This window comes from Pseudomonas sp. ZL2, from assembly GCF_054788455.1.
Genome location: NZ_JBGOGX010000011.1, coordinates 12175 through 30327 on the forward strand (window position 1 = coordinate 12175; position 18153 = coordinate 30327).

Sequence of the window (18153 nt, forward strand, 5' to 3'; positions counted from 1 at the left end):
CTGCCGGAAAAAGAGAGCGGTAATGGTACTGGCGCCATCGGCCTTGCACAAGCGAAGCAGGCGGGCGGAGCATTCCCCTCCGCGGCCATTTTCGCTACCCTTCTGTCTTTGATCGGTACATAGTGGCCCGCCGGGCTGCCGACAATGCGCGTAGCCAGCGCCCCAAGGCTCGATCCTGAGCCCCGGGCTCCTGCCTACCGGCCTTTATGCCACGTCTGGTACCGACCGCTCATCGCTTTAGGAATGCTGCATGTCCACCCCCACCGTTCGCGAACAATTCCTTGTCATCAGCGCCCTGGGTGCCAATCCCATGGAGCTGACCAACATCCTGTGCCGGGCCAGCAACGACAATCGCTGCTCGGTCGTCACCTCGCGCCTGACCCGCCACGGCGAGTGCAGTGCCCTGGTGCTGCAGGTCGCCGGCAGCTGGGACGCCCTGGCGCGCTTTGAAACGGCCCTGCCGGGCCTGGCCAAGAAGCACACCTTCACCGTCAACGTGGTGCGCAGCGCCGAACTGGAAGTGCGCCCGCTGTCGCTGCCGTACGTGGCCTATGTCAGCGCCGCCTATCGCCCGGACATCATCAACGAACTGTGCCAGTTCTTCATCGACCACCACGTGGAGCTGGAGAACCTGACCTGCGATACCTACCAGGCCCCGCAGACCGGCGGCACCATGCTCAACGCCACCTTTACCGTGACCCTGCCGGCCGGTACCCAGATCAGCTGGCTGCGCGACCAGTTCCTGGACTTCTCCGATGCCCTGAACCTGGATGCGCTGATCGAACCGTGGCGCCCACAAAACCCGATGTAAGGAAGCTTTACATGGCCGTTGAACTCGACCAACCCGTCGCCGAATTCCAGGCCCAGGCCACCAGTGGCCAGAGCGTCAGCCTGGCTGAGCTCAAGGGCAAGCAGGTGGTGCTGTACTTCTATCCCAAGGACAGCACCCCGGGCTGCACCACCGAAGGCCAGGGTTTCCGTGACCAGCATGCGGCCTTCGAAGCGGCCAACACCCTGGTGTTTGGCGTTTCGCGCGATGGCATCAAGTCCCACGAGAACTTCAAGGCCAAGCAGGCCTTCCCTTTCGAGCTGATCAGCGACAAGGACGAGGCCCTGTGCCAGCTGTTCGACGTGATCAAGCTGAAGAAGCTCTATGGCAAGGAGTATATGGGCGTGGACCGCAGCACCTTCCTGATCGACAAGGATGGCGTGCTGCGCAAGGCCTGGCGTGGGGTCAAGGTGCCCGGGCATGTGGATGCCGTACTGGCTGAGGCGCAGGCGCTGAACAAGGCCTGATAGCGCTTTACCTGTGGGAGCTGGCTTGCCAGCGATTGCATCACCGCGCTAGCCGCAAGGGCCAATGCGCCTGTATCGCTGGCAAGCCAGCTCCCACAAAAGCTCAAAGCAGCGGCGCCACCATTGGCTCGCGCCGCGGCCAGGCATCCAGCACGGCCTTGAACAAGGTCGCCAGCGGGATGGCAAAGAAGATCCCCCAGAACCCCCACAACCCGCCAAACAGCAGCACCGCGCAGATGATCGCCACCGGGTGCAGGCTCACCGCCTCGGAGAACAGCAACGGCACCAGCACGTTGCCATCCAGGGCCTGGATGATCGCGTACACCGCCATCAGGTAGATGAACTGATCGCCCCAGCCCCATTGGAACAGTGCAATCAGGGTCACCGGCACGGTCACCACCACCGCGCCGACATAGGGCACCACCACCGACAGGCCGACCAGCAGGGCCAGCAACGCCGCATAGTTGAGCCCCAGGCTGATGAAGGCGATGTAGGTGGCCACGCCACAGATCAGGATCTCGATGCCCTTGCCGCGGATGTAGTTGGCGATCTGCCGGTTCATCTCTTCGGCCACCCGGGTCATCAGCGCCCGCTCCTTGGGCAGGTAACCACTGACCCAGTGGGCGATCTGCTCGCGGTCCTTGAGAAAGAAGAACACCAGGATCGGCACCAGCACCAGGTAGATCATGATGTTGACCAGCAGCGGCAGGCTCGACAACGAGAAGGTCAGCGCCCACTGGCCGAACTTGCCGATCTCGCCGCGCATCACCTCGATGGCCTGCAGCACCTGCTCGTCAGAGACCAGGTGCGGGTAGCGCTCGGGCAACAGCAGCAACAGCGACTGCCACTTGCCGAGCATGCCCGGCAGTTCGTTGAACAGGGTGATCAGCTGATGCCAGAGCAGCGGCACCAACACCAGCAGGAACACCGCCAGGGCGCCCATGAACAGCATGAACACCAGCGCCACGGCATAAGGCGTGGGCACCCGCAGGCGCTCCAGGGCGTTGACCAGGCCCTGCATCAAAAATGCCAGGACCATCCCCGCCAGCACCGGCGCAAGCATGCCGCCCAGGGTCAGGACGGCGGTGAACGCCAGAAACAGCAAGACCGCCAACACCACCGCTTCTTCATCGGAGAAGTAGCGCTGCATCCAGTCGCGAAGCACCTTGAACATTGACGATCCTTTAACAGAGAAAACTCAGGCCTTCTTCAACCAGTAGCGGTACACACCGGCCTCGACCTCTTCGAGCAGCAGCGTATGACCGGCCAATTTGGCAAAAGTGCGAAAGTCGCGCTGGGAACCGGCGTCGGTGGCAATCACCTTGAGCACTGCGCCACTGGCCAGGCGATTGAGCTCCATCTTCGCCTTGAGCAGCGGCAGCGGGCAGTTCAGCCCGCTGGCGTCGAGTTCGGCGTCATGGGTCGGGATAGCGCTCATGGGGTTCTCCAGGCAGAAATACGGGCACAGGTAGCATTTTGAACAAGCCCGGTAGGATACCGCCACTGGTCGCCAACGTGTGAGCGGGCTACAGTAAGGTTCTTTGTCGACCAGAGCTTCGTGCATGAATTTTCTGCGCCCTACCCTGCTGACGCTGGCCTGTTTGATGGCGCTCCCCAGCCATGCCGACGACCTGCCGTCACTCGGCGACGCCAGTTCTGCCATTGTCTCCCCGCAACAGGAACACCAGTTGGGCCGCGCCTGGCTCAGCCTGCTGCGGGGCAATGTCAATCAACTGAACGATCCCCAGCTCAAGGATTACGTCGAAACCAGCGTCTACCGTCTGGCCGAAACCAGCCAGCTGCAGGACCGGCGCCTGGAGTTCATTCTCATCGACAGCCGTGAACTCAACGCCTTCGCCGCCCCTGGCGGGATCGTCGGGGTCAACGGCGGGCTGTTCCTCAATGCCCAGACCGAGGGCGAGTACGCCTCGGTACTGGCCCACGAACTGGCACACTTGTCGCAACGCCACTTCGCCCGCGGCGTCGAGGCCCAGCAACGCATGCAGTTGCCGATGATGGGCGCGCTGCTGATCGGTATCGTCGCCGCGGCGGCGGGTGCCGGCGATGCCGGTATTGCCGCGATTGCCGGCACCCAGGCGGCAGCCATCCAGGAACAGCGGCGCTTCTCCCGGCAGAACGAACAGGAAGCCGACCGCATCGGTATCCTCAACCTTGAGAAGGCCGGTTACGATCCGCGCAACATGCCGACCATGTTCGAGCGCCTGATGCGCCAGTACCGCTATGACGCCAAGCCGCCGGAATTCCTCCTGACTCACCCGGTCACCGAATCGCGGATCGCCGACACCCGAAACCGCGCCGAACAGGCGCCCAAGGGCGGCACCGAAGACAGCAAGCGCTATCAGCTGATTCGTGCCCGGGTGGCGCTGATCTATGAAGGCACCCCCGGCCTTGCGGCCAAGCGCTTCCAGGCGCAGCTCGATGAAAACCCGCAGCAGGACGCCGCCCGTTACGGCCTGGCGCTGGCGCAGATCAAGGGCGGACGCCTGAACGAGGCGCGCGAGAACCTCAAGCCGCTGCTGGCCAAGGCACCCAACGACATCACCTACAACCTGGCGCAGATCGACCTCGACATCACCAACAACCGCTTGCCCGATGCCCAGCAACGGGTCGAGCGGATGCGTGGCCTGTACCCGGGCAACTACCCGCTGCAACAGGCGCGCATCGACCTGCTGCTCAAGCAGAACCGCCCCGCCGAGGCGGAGAAGGCGCTGGATGCCTTGCTCAAGAATCGTCCGCAAGACCCGGATGTCTGGTATGACGTGGCGGAAGTGCGCGGGTTGTCGGGCAACACCATCGGCCTGCACCAGGCCCGCGCCGAGTACTTCGCCCTGGTGGGCGACTTTGACCAGGCCTTGCAGCAGCTCGACTACGCCAAGCAGCGGGCCGGCAACAATTTTGTCCTGGCGTCGAAGATCGATGCGCGTCAGCGCGAGCTGATGGAGCAGCAGCGGATGGTCAAGGACATGATGCGCTAAGACCGCATGAGGCTGCTTCGCAGCCTATCGCCGGCAAGGCCGGCTCCCACAGTAGATTTGCATGCACCGAACCTGTGAGAGCTGGCTTGCCAGCGATGGGGCCGTCAGGCGTTACCGGACAGCTTCATCCGCGCCGCCTGGGTAAAGTCGAGCATGCGCTTGAGCGGCTTGATCGCCTGAGGGATCAGCGCCGGCTCGACGAAGATCTCGTTGCTGCCTTCACGCAGGCACTGCAAGGTACGCTCCAGGGTATTCATCGCCATCCACGGGCAATGCGCGCAACTGCGGCAAGCCGCGCCGTTACCGGCGGTGGGCGCTTCGATGAAGATCTTGTCCGGGCACAGCTGCTGCATCTTGTAGAAGATGCCGCGGTCGGTGGCGACGATGAAGGTCTTGTTCGGCAGGGTTTGCGCCGCGGCAATCAGCTGGCTGGTGGAACCGACCGCATCGGCCAGGTCAATCACCGCCTCAGGCGATTCCGGGTGCACCAGAATCGCCGCATCCGGGTACAGCGCCTTCATGTCGGCCAACTGGCGCGACTTGAACTCTTCGTGAACGATGCAGGCACCGTCCCACAGCAGCATGTCGGCACCGGTCTGTTTCTGGATATAGCGGCCCAGGTGCTGGTCCGGGCCCCAGATGATGGTCTCGCCGTTATCCATCAGGCTTTCGACGATTTCCAGCGCGCAGCTGGAGGTCACTACCCAGTCAGCTCGGGCCTTGACCGCCGCCGAGGTGTTGGCATACACCACCACGGTGCGTTCGGGGTGCTTGTCGCAGAACGCCGAGAACTCTTCAACCGGGCAGCCGAGATCGAGCGAGCAAGTCGCCTCGAGGGTCGGCATCAGCACGCGCTTTTCCGGAGTGAGGATCTTGGCCGTCTCGCCCATGAAGCGCACACCGGCCACCACCACGGTCGTGGCTGCGTGGTTCTTGCCAAAGCGGGCCATTTCCAGCGAGTCGGACACACAGCCGCCGGTTTCCTCGGCCAGGGCCTGGATCACCGGGTCGCAATAGTAATGGGCAACCAGCACCGCATTTTGCGCCTTGAGCTCGGCGGCGATGGCGGCACGGTAGTCGGCCTCTTGCTCGGGCGTCAGCGGCTTGGGCTGCTTGGCATCGAGGTGAGCCTGGACGAGAAGGCGTTCGGAAATCTGGGTCATGATCGCTGGACCTGCAGGCGCTTGAGCGCGTAAGTCGAGTGTATCACCGAGCCCTGGCAAATCGGCTACAGGCTCCGCAGGCAGGGCGAAACAGCCTTGCACACAGAACCACGGACCAGCTGCGGCCTCGGGTTTTTATAGGATGCCGAAGGCTACAGATAATCGGATGAATTCAAAAGGTTTTTTTAGTGAAACAAGCCCGGGGCGGGCGCCCCGGGCCTGAACATCAACCGCCTGTCGCCTGCATGGCGCTGGCATTGGCCATGATCACGCTGGCGAACTGCTCGACGGTCATCTTCTGGCCGTTGAAGTCGACCATGCCATCGGCATAGTGCAGCGTGGTAACGATGTCGTTGCCCTCGACCTTGGCCATCTGGCTTTGCACCGCCATCATGCTGACCATTTCCCCGGCCTGGGCCGCTTGCTGGGAGACGATGGCAGCATCGGTCTGGCCTTCGAACTGCGCCTGCAGGGTCGCCAGGTCACCGATCATCGGCTTGGACAGCGACAGCTTGCTCTGCAGCTGGGTGATCAACTGCTTGTACAGCTCCTGCGGTGGCAACTCCAGAGAACTCGGGTTGGCCAGGTCAACGCTGAAGTTGAAACGGCTTTCGCCATTGGCAGTCTTGAACGACAGGTTCTCCAGGGCGATCTGCGGCTTGGCCGCCAGCAGACGCTGCACATCGCTGCGCACCTGGGCCGTTTCGGCCTCGGTCATCGCCAGGTCCGGCATGCCTTCACCTTCGGCAGCGGCCTTTTGGAACTCCGGCAGGCGGCTCTGGTACCAGCCGATCAGCGCCTGCATGGCCGGGATGTCGAGACGCTTGAGGCTCCAGACCATCTCGCCGGCACCGATGGCCTTGCCGTCGAAGTTGATGTCGGCAACCTTGTATTCCATGCGCACCGAGAGCTTGTCACCGTCGTTCTTGTACTCGTTGTTCTGCGCCAGGCCCTTGAGCGCCAGGACCTTCTGCTCGTCGCCGAAGGTCGCGACCGTGTCAGCCACGGCCATGTCCATCTTGCCGACATAGAAGCCGAACGGCGTCTTGGTCATGTCGCCGGTCAGGCTCAGGCCCTTGATCTCGACTTTCAGCACTTTGCTGTCGGGGTCGACCAGGTTCAGGCTCAGGCCGGCCGACTGGCCGGTGAGTTGCACATGTTCGGCGCCTTCGTTGCCGTGGCCACTGACTTCAAACCCGGAGAACTTCAGCGACGAGCCGTCCTTGCTCCACTCGATCGGCGCCACCTGGAAAGCACTGTCCATCGAGCGATCGTAGCCGTAGGCAACCTGGCCTTGCAGCGGCGAAACGTCCTTGGTCAGGGCGAACCAGTCAGCGGTGGCAGCGTCTTTTTCCAGGGCGTAGTGGCTGGCAGCCATGACCGGCATCAGTTTCAGTGCCTTGACCCGCGACAGCGGAAACGGCCCGTGTTCGATCTGGTCGACAAAATTCAGCTCGAAACTTTTGCTTTCTTCACCAACCTGCAGGTTCTGCACCTTGAGGCGGTATTTGGCGGTACTGCTGAACAGACGGCTGTCCAGCGATACCAGTTGCAGCTCCATAGTGGTTTCCATGCCCAGCAGCGCCTGCTTGGTCTGGGCATTGGATTCGGCGATGGTGGTTTCGAGCACGCCGGGCAATTGCTTGCCGGTGTACCAGGCACCCGCGGTGCATGCCGCTGCCACTACCACTGCGAGGCCGAGTACGCCTGTAGATTTCTTCATGAATTGTTTCGCTTCCATTTGTAGAGAGTTGTTGCTTTGGCTAAGCCTTGCGGCCTATTCGTTGACGTCCATGTACTCGCGGGCCCAGACGATGTAGTCGTCCGGCTGCGTGTAGGTATGGGTGAGTTCGGTGGCGCTCAGGTCCGAGGTGCTGCAGGTGATGCCGCGCTGCTCGCGCAGGCAGTCGTAGGTGGCCTTGATCGCGGCAAAGTAGGCGCCATGACCATCGACGGCAATGCGCACACCCAGCTCGGCCAGGCGCGCATCATCATGCAATTGCGGGTTGCCGTAGGTCACCAGCATCAGCGGCACGCTCAGGTGTGCGGCGATCTGTTCCAGGTGCTCGAAGTCGCGGATGCCGACAATGCACAAGGCGTCAGCGCCAGCGTTCTGGTAGGCCACGGTGCGGGCGATGACTTCTTCGGTCGGAATCAGCGCCGCGTTGGTGCGGGCAATGATCGACAGCTCAGGGTCAACCCGCGCCTCCAGCGCTGCACGGATCTTGCCGACGCCTTCGGCGATGCTGATCAGGTCGGTGGACTTGCGCCCGAACTGGGCCGGCAGCAGGGTGTCCTCGATGGTCAGCGCGGCAATCCCGGCACGCTCAAGTTCGGTCACCGTACGCATCACGTTGAGCGCATTGCCATAGCCGTGGTCGGCGTCGGCGATCACCGGCAACTGGGCCACCCGGCCGATCCGCGTCGCCTGCTCGGCGAATTCGCTGAGGCTGATCAAGGCAAAGTCAGGGGCGGCCAGCACCTGCAGGGAGGCTACCGAGCCCCCGAGGATACCCACCTCGAAGCCCAGATCGGCGGCGATACGCGCCGACATCGGGTCGAACACGGAGGCGGTGTGGTAGCAGGCAGGGGAGGCAAGCAGTTGACGGAACGCGCGACGCAGGTCTTGGTGGGAGGCTCTTGGCATGGTCTTTCCAGGCTATCGACTTCATTTAGTAGGTCGAACATTACCACTGGTGGCTATCTGACTGACAGCGCCGCGCGTTTGAGGGTCTCGCTGGGCAGTTCCTTGAACAGCTTGCGGTAGCTGTCGGAAAACCGCCCCAGGTGCCAGAACGACCAGTGCATGGCCACCTCGGCGACGGTGGTGTCGCTGGGCCCGCAACTGAGCAGTTCTCGCCGTGCACTGTTGAGCCGGCGCAGGCGCAACCACTGCGCCGGGGCCATGCCGGTGAAGGTCTTGAAGGCATGCTGCAACTGGCGCAAGGACACCCCGGCGACCTGCGAAAGCTCCATCAGGTTAAGCGTTTCTTCAGGACAGTCCGCCGCCCATTCACCGACTTTACGCATGATCGCCCGTTCCTCGGTACGCCGCCATAACGCCCCGCGATCGAGGCAGATGCACGCATTATCGAGGATGAACAGGCAGTCTTCGAGCAGCTGTTCGGCCAGTGCATCCTGGCTTGGCGGGTCGATGGTCTGCGAGATGCGCGTGAGCGTCCCGCTCAGCCAGCGGCTGAACAGCTCGTTCTGCATCGAGTTCAGCGGCGCCATGAACAGCCCGTCGAGGCGGGCGATGTCCAGGCCGTGGCGCTGGACGAATTCCGGGCCGAACACCACGGCCACTTCCTGGTAGTTCTCCGGAGTGATCCAGATGTTGCGGCTTTCGCCATTGAGCACGTAGAGGCTGTGGTCGCTGCGGTCGAAACAGAACGCCAGGGAGCCGGCCGGCGCACTGAAGTTCTGCTCGACCCGGGTGTTCATGCACTCCTCGTAGATCTCCACGCCGTGCAGGTCGAGGCAGCGCAGTTGACCGGCGAAATGCCCGGGAGACATCTGTTGGTAGTGCTGGGTCCAGCCCGGGGTGGCACGGACCTGTTCGGTGACATCGGCGGTGTTGAAAGCTTGGACCCGCAAAGGCGTTGACGCTGTCATGAGCTGCTCTTTATGCACTCTTTTGGTGCATTTTAGTCTTGCTGAAAGTGGATAGATCGAATGCGCACGCGTCACCCAAGATAGACCTCAACGCGCTACAGGGGAAGCCGCTTGGGTGGCAAGCCGGTCGCAACTGCCGGTCCTGGCGTGGATAAAACCAACAACGAGGTCTTTATGAATGCCCCTTTCGATCAGCTGTCTGCGTGGCTGAAAGAACACAAGATTACCGAAGTCGAGTGCGTGGTCAGTGATCTGACCGGTATCGCCCGCGGCAAGATAGCACCGACCAACAAGTTCCTGCATGAACGAGGCATGCGCCTGCCGGAAAGTGTGCTTCTGCAAACGGTAACCGGGGACTTTGTCGACGACGACATCTACTACGACCTGCTCGATCCTGCCGATATCGACATGGTCTGCCGCCCGGATTCAGCGGCGGTGTATGTGGTGCCATGGGCCATCGAGCCGACCGCCGTGGTCATTCACGACACCTTCGACAAACAGGGCAACCCGATCGAACTGTCGCCACGCAACGTGCTCAAGAAAGTCCTCAAGCTCTACACCGACAAGGGCTGGCAGCCGATCGTCGCCCCGGAGATGGAGTTCTACCTGACCCAGCGCTGCGAAGACCCGGACTTGCCGCTGCAAGCGCCACTGGGCCGCTCGGGCCGCGCCGAAAGCGGCCGGCAGTCGTTCTCGATCGATGCCGCCAACGAATTCGACCCGCTGTTCGAAGACGTCTACGATTGGTGCGAAGCCCAGGGCCTGGACCTCGACACGCTGATTCACGAAGACGGCCCGGCGCAGATGGAAATCAACTTCCGTCACGGCGACGCCCTTGACCTTGCCGATCAGATCACGGTGTTCAAGCGCACCATGCGCGAGGCCGCGCTCAAGCACAACGTCACCGCCACCTTCATGGCCAAACCGGTGGGTGACGAGCCGGGCAGCGCCATGCACCTGCACCAGAGCGTGATCGACATCGCCACCGGCAAGCCGATCTTCGTCGACGACAACGGGCAGATGAGCGAGCTGTTTTTGCATCACATCGGCGGCCTGCAGAAGTACATCCCCAAAGTGCTGCCGATGTTCGCGCCCAACGTCAACTCGTTCCGGCGCTTCCTGCCCGACACGTCGGCGCCGGTCAACGTCGAATGGGGTGAAGAGAACCGCACCGTGGGCTTGCGCGTGCCGACTTCCAGCCCCGAGGCCATGCGCGTGGAAAACCGCCTGCCGGGCGCCGATGCCAACCCCTACCTGGCGATTGCCGCCAGCCTGCTGTGCGGCTACCTGGGCATGGTCGAGAAGATCAACCCCAGCGCCCCGGTGCAGGGCCGCGCCTACGAACGGCGCAACCTGCGCCTGCCGATCACCATCGAAGACGCACTGGCGCACATGGAGGACTGCCCAACCATCGAGCAGTACCTGGGCAGCAAGTTCGTGCGCGGCTATGTGGCGGTCAAGCGCGCCGAGCACGAGAACTTCAAACGGGTGATCAGTTCCTGGGAGCGCGAGTTCCTGCTGCTCAGCGTTTGAGCCCGACCTTGTAACAAGTATCGAAAACAACAATTCGAAAAGGTGTCGATATGCGTCCCATGAAAACAGTCGTTACTGCAACCCTGGCGCTGCTGGTCAGCGCCGCGGCCCAGGCCCAGCCCAGTGTCAGCGTGTACAACTGGACCGACTACATCGGTGAAACGACCCTGGCGGATTTCCAGGGCAGCACCGGTATCAAGGTCATCTACGACGTGTTCGACTCCAACGAAACCCTGGAAGGCAAGTTGCTGGCCGGCCGCACCGGCTACGACGTGGTCGTGCCTTCCAACCACTTCCTGGCCCGTCAGGTCGAAGCCGGGGCCTTTCTGAAACTGGACCGCGAGCAGCTACCGAACTGGAAGAACCTCGACCCGGTGCTGCTCAAGGCCCTGCAGGAGAACGACGCCGACAACCAGCACTCGGTGCCCTACCTGTGGGGTACCAACGGCATCGGCTACAACGTCGACAAGGTCAAGCAGGTGCTGGGCGTTGATCACATCGACTCCTGGGCGGTGATGTTCGAGCCCGAGAACCTGAAAAAACTCAGCCAGTGCGGCGTGTCATTCATGGATTCGGCCGACGAGCTGTTCCCGGCAATCCTCAACTACATGGGCATGGACCCACGCAGCAACAAGCCTGAAGACTACAAGAAGGCCGAGGCCAAACTGCTGACCCTGCGCCCCTACATCACCTACTTCCACTCGTCCAAGTACGTCTCGGACCTGGCCAACGGCGATATCTGCGTAGCCTTCGGCTATTCGGGCGACGTGTTCCAGGCCGCCAACCGCGCCAAGGAAGCCAACAACGGCGTCAACATCGCCTACGCCATTCCCAAGGAAGGCAGCAACCTGTGGTTCGACCTGCTGGCCATCCCCTCCGACGCCAGCAACCCTAAGGAGGCCTATGCCTTCATCAACTACCTGCTCGATCCGAAGGTGATCGCCAAGGTCAGCGGCGTGGTCGGCTATGCCAACGCCAACCCGCCGGCCAAGCAGTACATGGATGCCGAACTGGTCAACAACCCCGAGGTGTACCCGCCGCAAGAGGTGCTGGACAAGCTGTATGTCTCCAACACCCCGACGCCGGCGATCATGCGCCTGATGACCCGTTCCTGGAGCAAAGTGAAGTCGAACAAATGAACCAGTACACCTCTGAACACGCCCGCTCCTACTACAGCGCCACGGCCCACAAGCTGGCGCCCTACTCTGCCCTGAGCGCCGACCTGCAGGCTGATGTCTGCGTGATCGGCGGCGGCTTTACCGGGGTCAACTGCGCCATCGAACTGGCTCAGCGCGGGCTCTCGGTGATCCTCCTGGAAGCCCGGCGCATCGGCTGGGGCGCCAGCGGTCGCAACGGCGGCCAGTTGATTCGCGGTATCGGCCACGAGGTCGAGGGCTTTGCCCGCTACGTCGGCCAGGACGGGGTGAAGTACCTGCAACGCGCCGGCATCGAATCGGTCGAAGTAGTGGCCGAGCGCATCCGCGCGCACGGCATCGATTGCGACCTGCGCTGGGGTTTTTGCGAACTGGCCAACACCCCGGCGCAGTTTGCCGCCTTCCGTGCCGAGCAGCAGAGTCTGGCCGAGCTGGACTATCGCCATGAAACACAATTGGTCGGGCCCGGGCAGATGCATCAGGTGGTCGCCTCCGACGTCTATGCCGGCGGCCTGATCGACCGCGGTTCGGGCCATCTGCATCCGCTCAACCTGGTGCTTGGCGAGGCGCGCGTGGCCGAGTCCCTCGGCGTACGTATCTTCGAACAGAGCGCGGTGCTGGAGATCAGCCATGGCGCCACCGTGCAGCTACGCACCCGCCACGGCACGGTTCGCGCCGGCAGCCTGGTGCTGGCCTGCAACGCCCACCTGGATGAACTCGAGCCGCGCTTGAGCGGCAAGGTACTGCCCGCCGGCAGCTACATCATCGCCACCGAGCCGTTGTCACAGACGCAGGCCGAGCAATTGATTCCGCAGAACCTGTCGCTGTGCGACCAGAAGGTCGGTCTGGACTATTATCGGCTGTCTGCCGACCGGCGCCTGCTGTTCGGTGGCGCCTGCCACTACTCCGGGCGCGATCCTGCGGACATCGCCGCCTACATGAAGCCGAAGATGCTCAAGGTATTCCCGCAACTGGCGGACACCCGCATCGACTTTCAGTGGGGCGGCAAGATCGGCATCACCGCCAACCGCTTCCCCCAGGTCGGCCGCCTGCAGCAGCACCCGAACGTGTTCTATGCCCAGGGCTACAGCGGCCATGGCCTGAACGTCACCCATTGGACCGCGCGGCTATTGGCCGAGGCCATTCATGCCGGGCACAGCCAGGGCCTGGATGTGTTCAGCGCCGTGCCGCACCTGACCTTCCCGGGTGGCAAGGCCCTGCGCTCGCCACTGCTGGCCCTGGGGATGTTCTGGTACCGCCTGCGTGAGGTGCTGGGCTAATTCAGCCGGCCGCCGGCAACACGCTCAGCGGGTCGATCGGCTTGCCGCTCTGGCGGATCTCGAAGTACAGCTGCACCCGGTCGGTGTCCAGGTCGCCGGCTTCGGCGATCTTCTGGCCCTTGCTGACGGTCTGGCCTTCCTTGACCAGCAACTTGCTGTTGTGACCGTAGACGCTGGCATGGGAGGTGCCGTGCTGGAGGATGATCAGGTTGCCGTAACCACGGATGTTCGTCGCGAACGCCACCTTGCCGCCGAGGCTGGCGTACACCGGCTGGCCCGGAGTGGCGGCGATGCGAATGCCCTTGTTGAGCTTGTCGGCTGACGAGTAGCGGCGGATCACCGTGCCCTGCAGCGGCCACGCCCACCCGCGCAGGGTGACCTTGGTGGCCGGCGCCACGGGCCTGGCCTTGCTGGCACTGCTGGTGCTACGGGTGGTGGTGGTGCGCGTGGTGGTTTTCGAACCACCGAAACGAATGGTCTGGCCGACATTCACCGCATAGGGCGCGCTGATGCCGTTGTAACGCGCAAGCTCCTTGAAGCTCCAGCCATGGCGCGAGGCGATCGAATACAGGGTATCGCCGCGCTTGACCTTGTAGGTGCCGGCCACGACTTTGTTGGCAGAGGTACCGGGGCTTGGGGAATGCGAACTGCATGCGGACATCGCCAGCATTACGGCGATCAGAACAAACCTGAAAAACACACCACTTCCTTTTCCCGGAGACGCCATTGACGAGGGCGCTACTATAAATCAGTCGGCGACATTACGCGGCAAAGTCCGTGCAAGTTCGATAAAGGCGCGGGTCGCTGGCGAGATGATTCGCTCATCGACCACCGCCAGCCCCACCGTACGCTTGACCGGCGGATGGAGCGGGCGCTGCACATAATCCAGGGTCGTGCGCAACGGCAAGGACGATTGGGCAACGATGCTCAACCCGTCACCGCGGGCGACCACCTCCAGGGTGCTGAGCAGTTGCGAGGTGCGGTAGCGAATCCGTGGCTGCAGCCTGGCGGCGAGAAACAGCCGCGAGACGATCTCGGCGGAACCGGCTTCGGTCAACACGAAAGGGTCGAGGCAGAGCTGCTGGAGGGTCACGGCGGGGTGCTGCGCCAGTGCATGGTCGGTGGGCATGAGCACGACCATCTGGTCCTCCAGCAACGGGCAGGTATCGAACTGCTCCTCGGGCAGCACCACGAAGCCGACATCGATGCGCCGCTCCTGCAGCCATTGCAGCACCTGGCGATCCGGGCCTTCGTCGACATGCACCTCGATGCCGGGATAAGCCTGGCGATAGGCGGCAAGGATGGCCGGCAGCAAACGCACCGAGGCCGTCGGCCCGAACGAGCCGATGCGCAGCGTCCCCCGCTTCATTCCGAGGGCATCCAGAGCCTCCTGGTGCATGGTTTCGGCCAGGCCGAGCATTGCTTGCGCCCGTTGCAGCAGGCGGCTGCCGATATCCGTCAGTTCGATATCCCCTTGCTGACGCTCGAACAAGGCCACGCCAAGCTCCTGCTCCAGGGCACGAATGGCGTGGGAAACACCCGATTGCGAGATTTTCAGTTGCGAAGCCGCCAGGGTGAAGCCTTTACGCGCCGCCACCACGGCGAAGATTTCCAGCTGGGTCAAGGTCATCGGCAGCGACATCCCATGAGCGATTGCTCATTTCCATATGAGTTTGCATTCGTAGAAGTATGGCGCATCGACTTTACCTCGTCAGCCAGGTCCGCCCATGCCGTCTCACTATTGCACCTACCTGAAACTCGCGCTGGTTTCGATGATCTGGGGCGGCACCTTTGTCGCCGGCCGCGCCCTGGCCAGCGGTATCGATCCACTGTTGCTTGGCAGCCTGCGCTTTATCCTGGCCAGCGTGGTGCTGATAATCATCCTGCTGGTTTCGAAAAAAGGTTTCGTGCGGGTTAACGGGTCCCAGCTCGTGCAGATCCTGGGCTTGGGCTTTTTCGGGATCTATGCCTACACCCTGTTCTTCTTCCACGGCTTGCAGTACACGGATGCCTCAAGGGCCTCACTGATCGTTGCGAGCAATCCTGCGGTCATGGCGATCGTGACCTACCTGTGTTTCAGGCAGCGCCTTGGCCGGGCCCAACTGCTCGGCGTCGCCCTCTGTCTGCTGGGCGCCGGCTGCGTGGTGCTGGCCAGGGCGCCTGGGGCGATCGGCCAGGGCAACTGGATCGGTGATGCGTCGATCTTCGGCTGCGTGCTGAGCTGGGTGATCTTCAGTGTGTTCTGCACCCGCGTGGTAACGCAGATCGGCGCGCTGCACACCGTGACCTATGCGGTGTTCGCCGGGGCGGCGATGCTCAGCTTGCACGCGGTGGTCAACACCAGCATGAGCATCGCCTCAATACGCTTGCTGTCGGCGCGCGACCTGATCAGCCTGGCGTATCTCGGGGCTGTGGGTTCGGCGCTGGCGTACGTGATGTACTACGACGCCATCGCCCGTATCGGAGCGACCCGCGCCGGCAGCTTCATCGCCCTGAATCCGCTGACCGCCGTAATGGCCGGCGCCTTGCTGCTGGGCGAGCAACTGACCGGCGCCATGCTGGCCGGCGGGACGTTGGTGATCACCGGCATACTGCTGGTCAACCGGGTGCCTGCGGCGCTCAGTTGTCCTGCTTCCAGTGCAGGTTCACCTTGCCTGTCTCGCCCGGAACGAGAGTGACCGCACCCAGCTGTTGTTCGCCATTGCGCGAGGCAACCAGGTTGTATTTGCCCGGCGGCAGCTTGACGTAGACCATCGGGCCGACCTGGTTGAGTTGCAGCACGGTTTGACCTTGCGGCCCCTGGATCGTCAGGTCGACATCCGGCACGTACTTGTTTTCCGGGCCGGTGGAGAACGTCAGGTGCAAGTTGTAGCCCTGGACTTGCTGAATGGCCCGCGACTCATCGATGCCGATACCGCCGGTGACATAACTTACGCCATTCTGCTCCTGGGATTGCAGCTGCACCCCGGACATATCGACAGGCTCCTGGTACTGCGAAGCCTGCAAGCGCTGCGCCGGCCAGGCCAGCAGTACAACGGCCAATGCAGTGGAAAACGCCAATATGCTGAAGGATTTCATTGCCATGACTCCTGCGCGACAGCGTACAGACCATTTTACGCCGCTCCTCCCTGGCGTTTAGATCGATTCGGCGTGAGGGTCGCGAGCAATACAATGACGATTTCGTACCGTGCTAGAGTCTGCGGCCCAATCTGAAGGTGGACCACGAATGGAACTCTCCCCCGCCGAACATCAGCTGCTGCAAGCCCATCACCTGGCTCTGTTTGAAGGCTGCGTGATCTTCGACACTCAACCGCCCATCGACGCACAAGCTCTGGCCCGGGTCGAAGCCCACCTGGCCGGCCCGGTGCCTGCCGGTCTGTTGCAGCTATGGCAGACCTGCTTTGGCGGTCGCGTCGGCTACGACCTGGAGGTGGTCTACGATGGCCATCGCCACCCATTCTCCTTCAGTGAACTGTTCTATCCGGACAGCGACGGCTACCGCGACCTCTGGGGCTGGATCGAACACGAACTGGACCAGGCCGAAGAAGCCGCCCGGGAACAGGGTCGCCCATGGAGCGGTAAACTGGACTACCTGCCTTTCGCAGGTTTCGAGTACCTGGAGCGCCTTTACGTCTGCGTCACCCCGGGCCCGGACCATGGCGCGGTGATTGCCTGGAGCCGCGGGTTGCCGCCGGCCTGGGCCGGCAGCCTGCACCAGGACAGCCTCGCGCGCATCGCTGATGACGTCGGTGGACTGTTTCGCCTGCTGGCCTATGAAGAAGACCCGTTCGACCCGCAGGCCGAGTACAGCAGCGCCAGCGAACTGCTTGAAGCGCTGGATGAACTGGAGGGGGCCGGTGAGGTGGGCGTGGCGCTCAAGGCAAGGCTTGAGGCGTTGCTGCGTCAGCGCCTGCTCGACTGGCGCCCGGCCCTGGCTGACGGCAGCCTCGCCCATCAGCCGCGCCTTCGCCAGCTGGCGATGCTCGATGCCGCCGAACAGGGCGACATCCCGCGCTTGCAGACGCTGCGCGACGCGGGCTGCGATCTGACCGAAACACTGCGCGGTCGCGGTGCAAGCCTGGAATCTTGCCTGCAGCACGGGCACCTGGAGGCTGCCAGCTGGTTACTCGACCAGGGGGTCCCCGTGCAAGCAGACACCCTCCTGGTGGGCGCAGCCCAGATCACCCCGGCATTGGCTGCCCGCTTGCTGGGCATGGGCGCCTTGAGCGAACCTGGCGCCGTGCTGAGCGCCGTTGCCCAGGACCACATGGCAAGCGCCGAGGTCATGGCCCGCCCGCTGCTCGAAGCTTCGCCGGCCAGTGCCAGCGCCTTGCGCGAAGCGCTACTGGAGCGCGCCGAGCAGCAGCGACGCGACGCCAAACGGATCAAGGCCGGCAAGCTGTTCAGCAATCGCAGCGCCGTTGACTACCTGGCCGAAGCCGAGCGTATCGACACGCTGCGCCAGCGCCTGTTCTCCTGAGGACGACTGTCAGCCGTTGCGGGCTTTGATGTAGGCAAGAAAGCTGTCAAGGTCCGAACTGCTGAGCATCCTCGATACCGCCTTGACTTCGTCCATGGGCCAGTCCCACCAGGCAGATTCCAGCAGGATGTTGCGCACATCTTCGTCAAACCGCCACCTGATCTGCTTGCAAGGGTTGCCACCTACCACCGCAAAAGGAGGCACATCGCGGGAGACCATCGCTCCGGCGGCGACAATTGCGCCGTGGCCGATGGTCACGCCCGAGAGGATCACCGCGTTGGTGCAGATCCAGCAATCACTGCCGATCACCACATCGCCTTTGCTGGGCGCATAGTCCTTGATGTCCTTGACGGCATCGACCATGGCCGGAAACGGGTAGGTGGTCAGCCAGTCGGTACGGTGCTCACCGCCCAGCAGAATCTGTACCCCCGCCGCGATCGAGGTGTAGGAGCCAATTTTCAGTACGGTGTCGTCGCCAAATTCGACGACTTCCGGAATGCCATAGGTGCCTACCCCGACACTGTATCGGGGATAGCGCAGCCTGATTTTTTCTGCAGCGCGCTCGAGCTTGTCCATCGAGCGCAATCGCTTGCGCTCCCGACGCTGTTTCAAGAGGTCGAATAACTTCACAAAGGG

At 62.8% G+C, this 18153-nt stretch carries 18 protein-coding genes; 8 read left to right on the top strand and 10 right to left on the bottom strand.

The window, feature by feature from the left end; all coding sequences use genetic code 11:
- The first annotated feature begins 250 nt into the window (after positions 1 to 250).
- Positions 251 to 811, top strand: coding sequence for a glycine cleavage system transcriptional repressor (locus ABM562_RS10960; protein ID WP_115088283.1), 561 nt, complete (start codon positions 251 to 253; stop codon positions 809 to 811).
- Between the two features lie 11 nt (positions 812 to 822).
- Positions 823 to 1296, top strand: coding sequence for a peroxiredoxin (locus ABM562_RS10965; protein ID WP_134063938.1), 474 nt, complete (start codon positions 823 to 825; stop codon positions 1294 to 1296).
- Positions 1297 to 1399: 103 nt separating this feature from the next.
- On the opposite strand, the gene ABM562_RS10970 is transcribed toward ABM562_RS10965, so the two are convergent.
- Together ABM562_RS10970 and ABM562_RS10975 are read right to left on the bottom strand one after the other, a co-directional pair.
- The gene (locus ABM562_RS10970; protein ID WP_115088285.1) at positions 1400 to 2470 is read right to left on the bottom strand and encodes an AI-2E family transporter; all 1071 of its coding nucleotides are present in this window, start codon (positions 2468 to 2470) and stop codon (positions 1400 to 1402) included.
- Positions 2471 to 2494: 24 nt separating this feature from the next.
- Positions 2495 to 2734 carry a sulfurtransferase TusA family protein gene (locus tag ABM562_RS10975; RefSeq protein ID WP_115088286.1) on the bottom strand — a complete coding sequence of 80 codons (240 nt, stop codon included), beginning with the start codon at positions 2732 to 2734 and terminating at the stop codon, positions 2495 to 2497.
- A gap of 124 nt (positions 2735 to 2858) precedes the next feature.
- Here ABM562_RS10975 and ABM562_RS10980 point away from each other — a divergent pair, with 124 nt between their 5' ends.
- Positions 2859 to 4292: a M48 family metalloprotease gene (locus tag ABM562_RS10980; protein WP_115088287.1), complete on the top strand. Its 1434-nt coding sequence runs from the start codon at positions 2859 to 2861 to the stop codon at positions 4290 to 4292.
- Between the two features lie 104 nt (positions 4293 to 4396).
- Here ABM562_RS10980 and nadA read toward each other — a convergent pair whose 3' ends face one another.
- The 4 genes from nadA to ABM562_RS11000 form a co-directional block, all read right to left on the bottom strand.
- Entirely contained in the window at positions 4397 to 5455 is a 1059-nt protein-coding gene (gene nadA, locus ABM562_RS10985; protein ID WP_115088288.1) for a quinolinate synthase NadA, read from the bottom strand.
- Between the two features lie 226 nt (positions 5456 to 5681).
- Complete coding sequence (locus ABM562_RS10990; RefSeq protein WP_166675721.1) at positions 5682 to 7178, bottom strand: YdgA family protein; 1497 nt, start codon at positions 7176 to 7178, stop codon at positions 5682 to 5684.
- Between the two features lie 54 nt (positions 7179 to 7232).
- Complete coding sequence (locus ABM562_RS10995) at positions 7233 to 8102, bottom strand: isocitrate lyase/PEP mutase family protein (RefSeq protein WP_115088290.1); 870 nt, start codon at positions 8100 to 8102, stop codon at positions 7233 to 7235.
- A 53-nt stretch (positions 8103 to 8155) separates the two neighbouring features.
- Entirely contained in the window at positions 8156 to 9070 is a 915-nt protein-coding gene (locus ABM562_RS11000; protein ID WP_115088291.1) for a helix-turn-helix domain-containing protein, read from the bottom strand.
- 174 nt (positions 9071 to 9244) lie between these two features.
- Here ABM562_RS11000 and ABM562_RS11005 point away from each other — a divergent pair, with 174 nt between their 5' ends.
- From ABM562_RS11005 to ABM562_RS11015, 3 genes are read left to right on the top strand one after another with little or no spacing between them, the layout of a single operon-like run.
- Positions 9245 to 10603 carry a glutamine synthetase family protein gene (locus tag ABM562_RS11005; protein WP_115088513.1) on the top strand — a complete coding sequence of 453 codons (1359 nt, stop codon included), beginning with the start codon at positions 9245 to 9247 and terminating at the stop codon, positions 10601 to 10603.
- A gap of 59 nt (positions 10604 to 10662) precedes the next feature.
- Entirely contained in the window at positions 10663 to 11742 is a 1080-nt protein-coding gene (locus ABM562_RS11010) for a polyamine ABC transporter substrate-binding protein (protein WP_420832711.1), read from the top strand.
- The gene (locus ABM562_RS11015; protein WP_134063944.1) at positions 11739 to 13037 is read left to right on the top strand and encodes an NAD(P)/FAD-dependent oxidoreductase; all 1299 of its coding nucleotides are present in this window, start codon (positions 11739 to 11741) and stop codon (positions 13035 to 13037) included. The genes ABM562_RS11010 and ABM562_RS11015 overlap by 4 nt, the downstream gene beginning before the upstream one ends.
- 1 nt (position 13038) lies before the next feature.
- Here the strand turns inward: ABM562_RS11015 and ABM562_RS11020 are convergent, their stop codons facing one another.
- Complete coding sequence (locus tag ABM562_RS11020) at positions 13039 to 13737, bottom strand: peptidoglycan DD-metalloendopeptidase family protein (protein ID WP_115088294.1); 699 nt, start codon at positions 13735 to 13737, stop codon at positions 13039 to 13041.
- Between the two features lie 48 nt (positions 13738 to 13785).
- A complete protein-coding gene (locus ABM562_RS11025) occupies positions 13786 to 14667 on the bottom strand; it encodes a LysR family transcriptional regulator (protein ID WP_460421972.1) in 882 nt (293 codons plus the stop codon).
- 97 nt (positions 14668 to 14764) lie between these two features.
- On the opposite strand from ABM562_RS11025, the gene ABM562_RS11030 reads away from it, so the two are divergent.
- A complete protein-coding gene (locus ABM562_RS11030) occupies positions 14765 to 15715 on the top strand; it encodes a DMT family transporter (protein WP_115088295.1) in 951 nt (316 codons plus the stop codon).
- Here the strand turns inward: ABM562_RS11030 and ABM562_RS11035 are convergent.
- On the bottom strand, positions 15657 to 16115 hold the full coding sequence (locus tag ABM562_RS11035) for a carboxypeptidase regulatory-like domain-containing protein (protein WP_115088296.1): 459 nt from the start codon (positions 16113 to 16115) through the stop codon (positions 15657 to 15659). The two genes, ABM562_RS11030 and ABM562_RS11035, sit on opposite strands and share 59 nt — an antisense overlap.
- Before the next feature lie 148 nt (positions 16116 to 16263).
- Here ABM562_RS11035 and ABM562_RS11040 point away from each other — a divergent pair, with 148 nt between their 5' ends.
- The gene (locus tag ABM562_RS11040) at positions 16264 to 17517 is read left to right on the top strand and encodes an SMI1/KNR4 family protein (RefSeq protein WP_346616702.1); all 1254 of its coding nucleotides are present in this window, start codon (positions 16264 to 16266) and stop codon (positions 17515 to 17517) included.
- A gap of 9 nt (positions 17518 to 17526) precedes the next feature.
- On the opposite strand, the gene ABM562_RS11045 is transcribed toward ABM562_RS11040, so the two are convergent.
- Positions 17527 to 18147, bottom strand: coding sequence for a CatB-related O-acetyltransferase (locus ABM562_RS11045; RefSeq protein WP_115088515.1), 621 nt, complete (start codon positions 18145 to 18147; stop codon positions 17527 to 17529).
- Positions 18148 to 18153 lie beyond the last annotated feature (6 nt).

What these genes read in the sequence shown, in the direction of transcription:
- ABM562_RS10960 (WP_115088283.1), top strand. Translation starts at nt 251, where the DNA reads ATGTCCACCCCCACCGTTCGCGAACAATTCCTTGTCATCAGCGCCCTG.
- ABM562_RS10965 (WP_134063938.1), top strand. Translation starts at nt 823, where the DNA reads ATGGCCGTTGAACTCGACCAACCCGTCGCCGAATTCCAGGCCCAGGCC.
- ABM562_RS10970 (WP_115088285.1), bottom strand. Translation starts at nt 2,470, where the DNA reads ATGTTCAAGGTGCTTCGCGACTGGATGCAGCGCTACTTCTCCGATGAA.
- ABM562_RS10975 (WP_115088286.1), bottom strand. Translation starts at nt 2,734, where the DNA reads ATGAGCGCTATCCCGACCCATGACGCCGAACTCGACGCCAGCGGGCTG.
- ABM562_RS10980 (WP_115088287.1), top strand. Translation starts at nt 2,859, where the DNA reads ATGAATTTTCTGCGCCCTACCCTGCTGACGCTGGCCTGTTTGATGGCG.
- nadA (WP_115088288.1), bottom strand. Translation starts at nt 5,455, where the DNA reads ATGACCCAGATTTCCGAACGCCTTCTCGTCCAGGCTCACCTCGATGCC.
- ABM562_RS10990 (WP_166675721.1), bottom strand. Translation starts at nt 7,178, where the DNA reads ATGAAGAAATCTACAGGCGTACTCGGCCTCGCAGTGGTAGTGGCAGCG.
- ABM562_RS10995 (WP_115088290.1), bottom strand. Translation starts at nt 8,102, where the DNA reads ATGCCAAGAGCCTCCCACCAAGACCTGCGTCGCGCGTTCCGTCAACTG.
- ABM562_RS11000 (WP_115088291.1), bottom strand. Translation starts at nt 9,070, where the DNA reads ATGACAGCGTCAACGCCTTTGCGGGTCCAAGCTTTCAACACCGCCGAT.
- ABM562_RS11005 (WP_115088513.1), top strand. Translation starts at nt 9,245, where the DNA reads ATGAATGCCCCTTTCGATCAGCTGTCTGCGTGGCTGAAAGAACACAAG.
- ABM562_RS11010 (WP_420832711.1), top strand. Translation starts at nt 10,663, where the DNA reads ATGAAAACAGTCGTTACTGCAACCCTGGCGCTGCTGGTCAGCGCCGCG.
- ABM562_RS11015 (WP_134063944.1), top strand. Translation starts at nt 11,739, where the DNA reads ATGAACCAGTACACCTCTGAACACGCCCGCTCCTACTACAGCGCCACG.
- ABM562_RS11025 (WP_460421972.1), bottom strand. Translation starts at nt 14,667, where the DNA reads ATGACCTTGACCCAGCTGGAAATCTTCGCCGTGGTGGCGGCGCGTAAA.
- ABM562_RS11030 (WP_115088295.1), top strand. Translation starts at nt 14,765, where the DNA reads ATGCCGTCTCACTATTGCACCTACCTGAAACTCGCGCTGGTTTCGATG.
- ABM562_RS11035 (WP_115088296.1), bottom strand. Translation starts at nt 16,115, where the DNA reads ATGAAATCCTTCAGCATATTGGCGTTTTCCACTGCATTGGCCGTTGTA.
- ABM562_RS11040 (WP_346616702.1), top strand. Translation starts at nt 16,264, where the DNA reads ATGGAACTCTCCCCCGCCGAACATCAGCTGCTGCAAGCCCATCACCTG.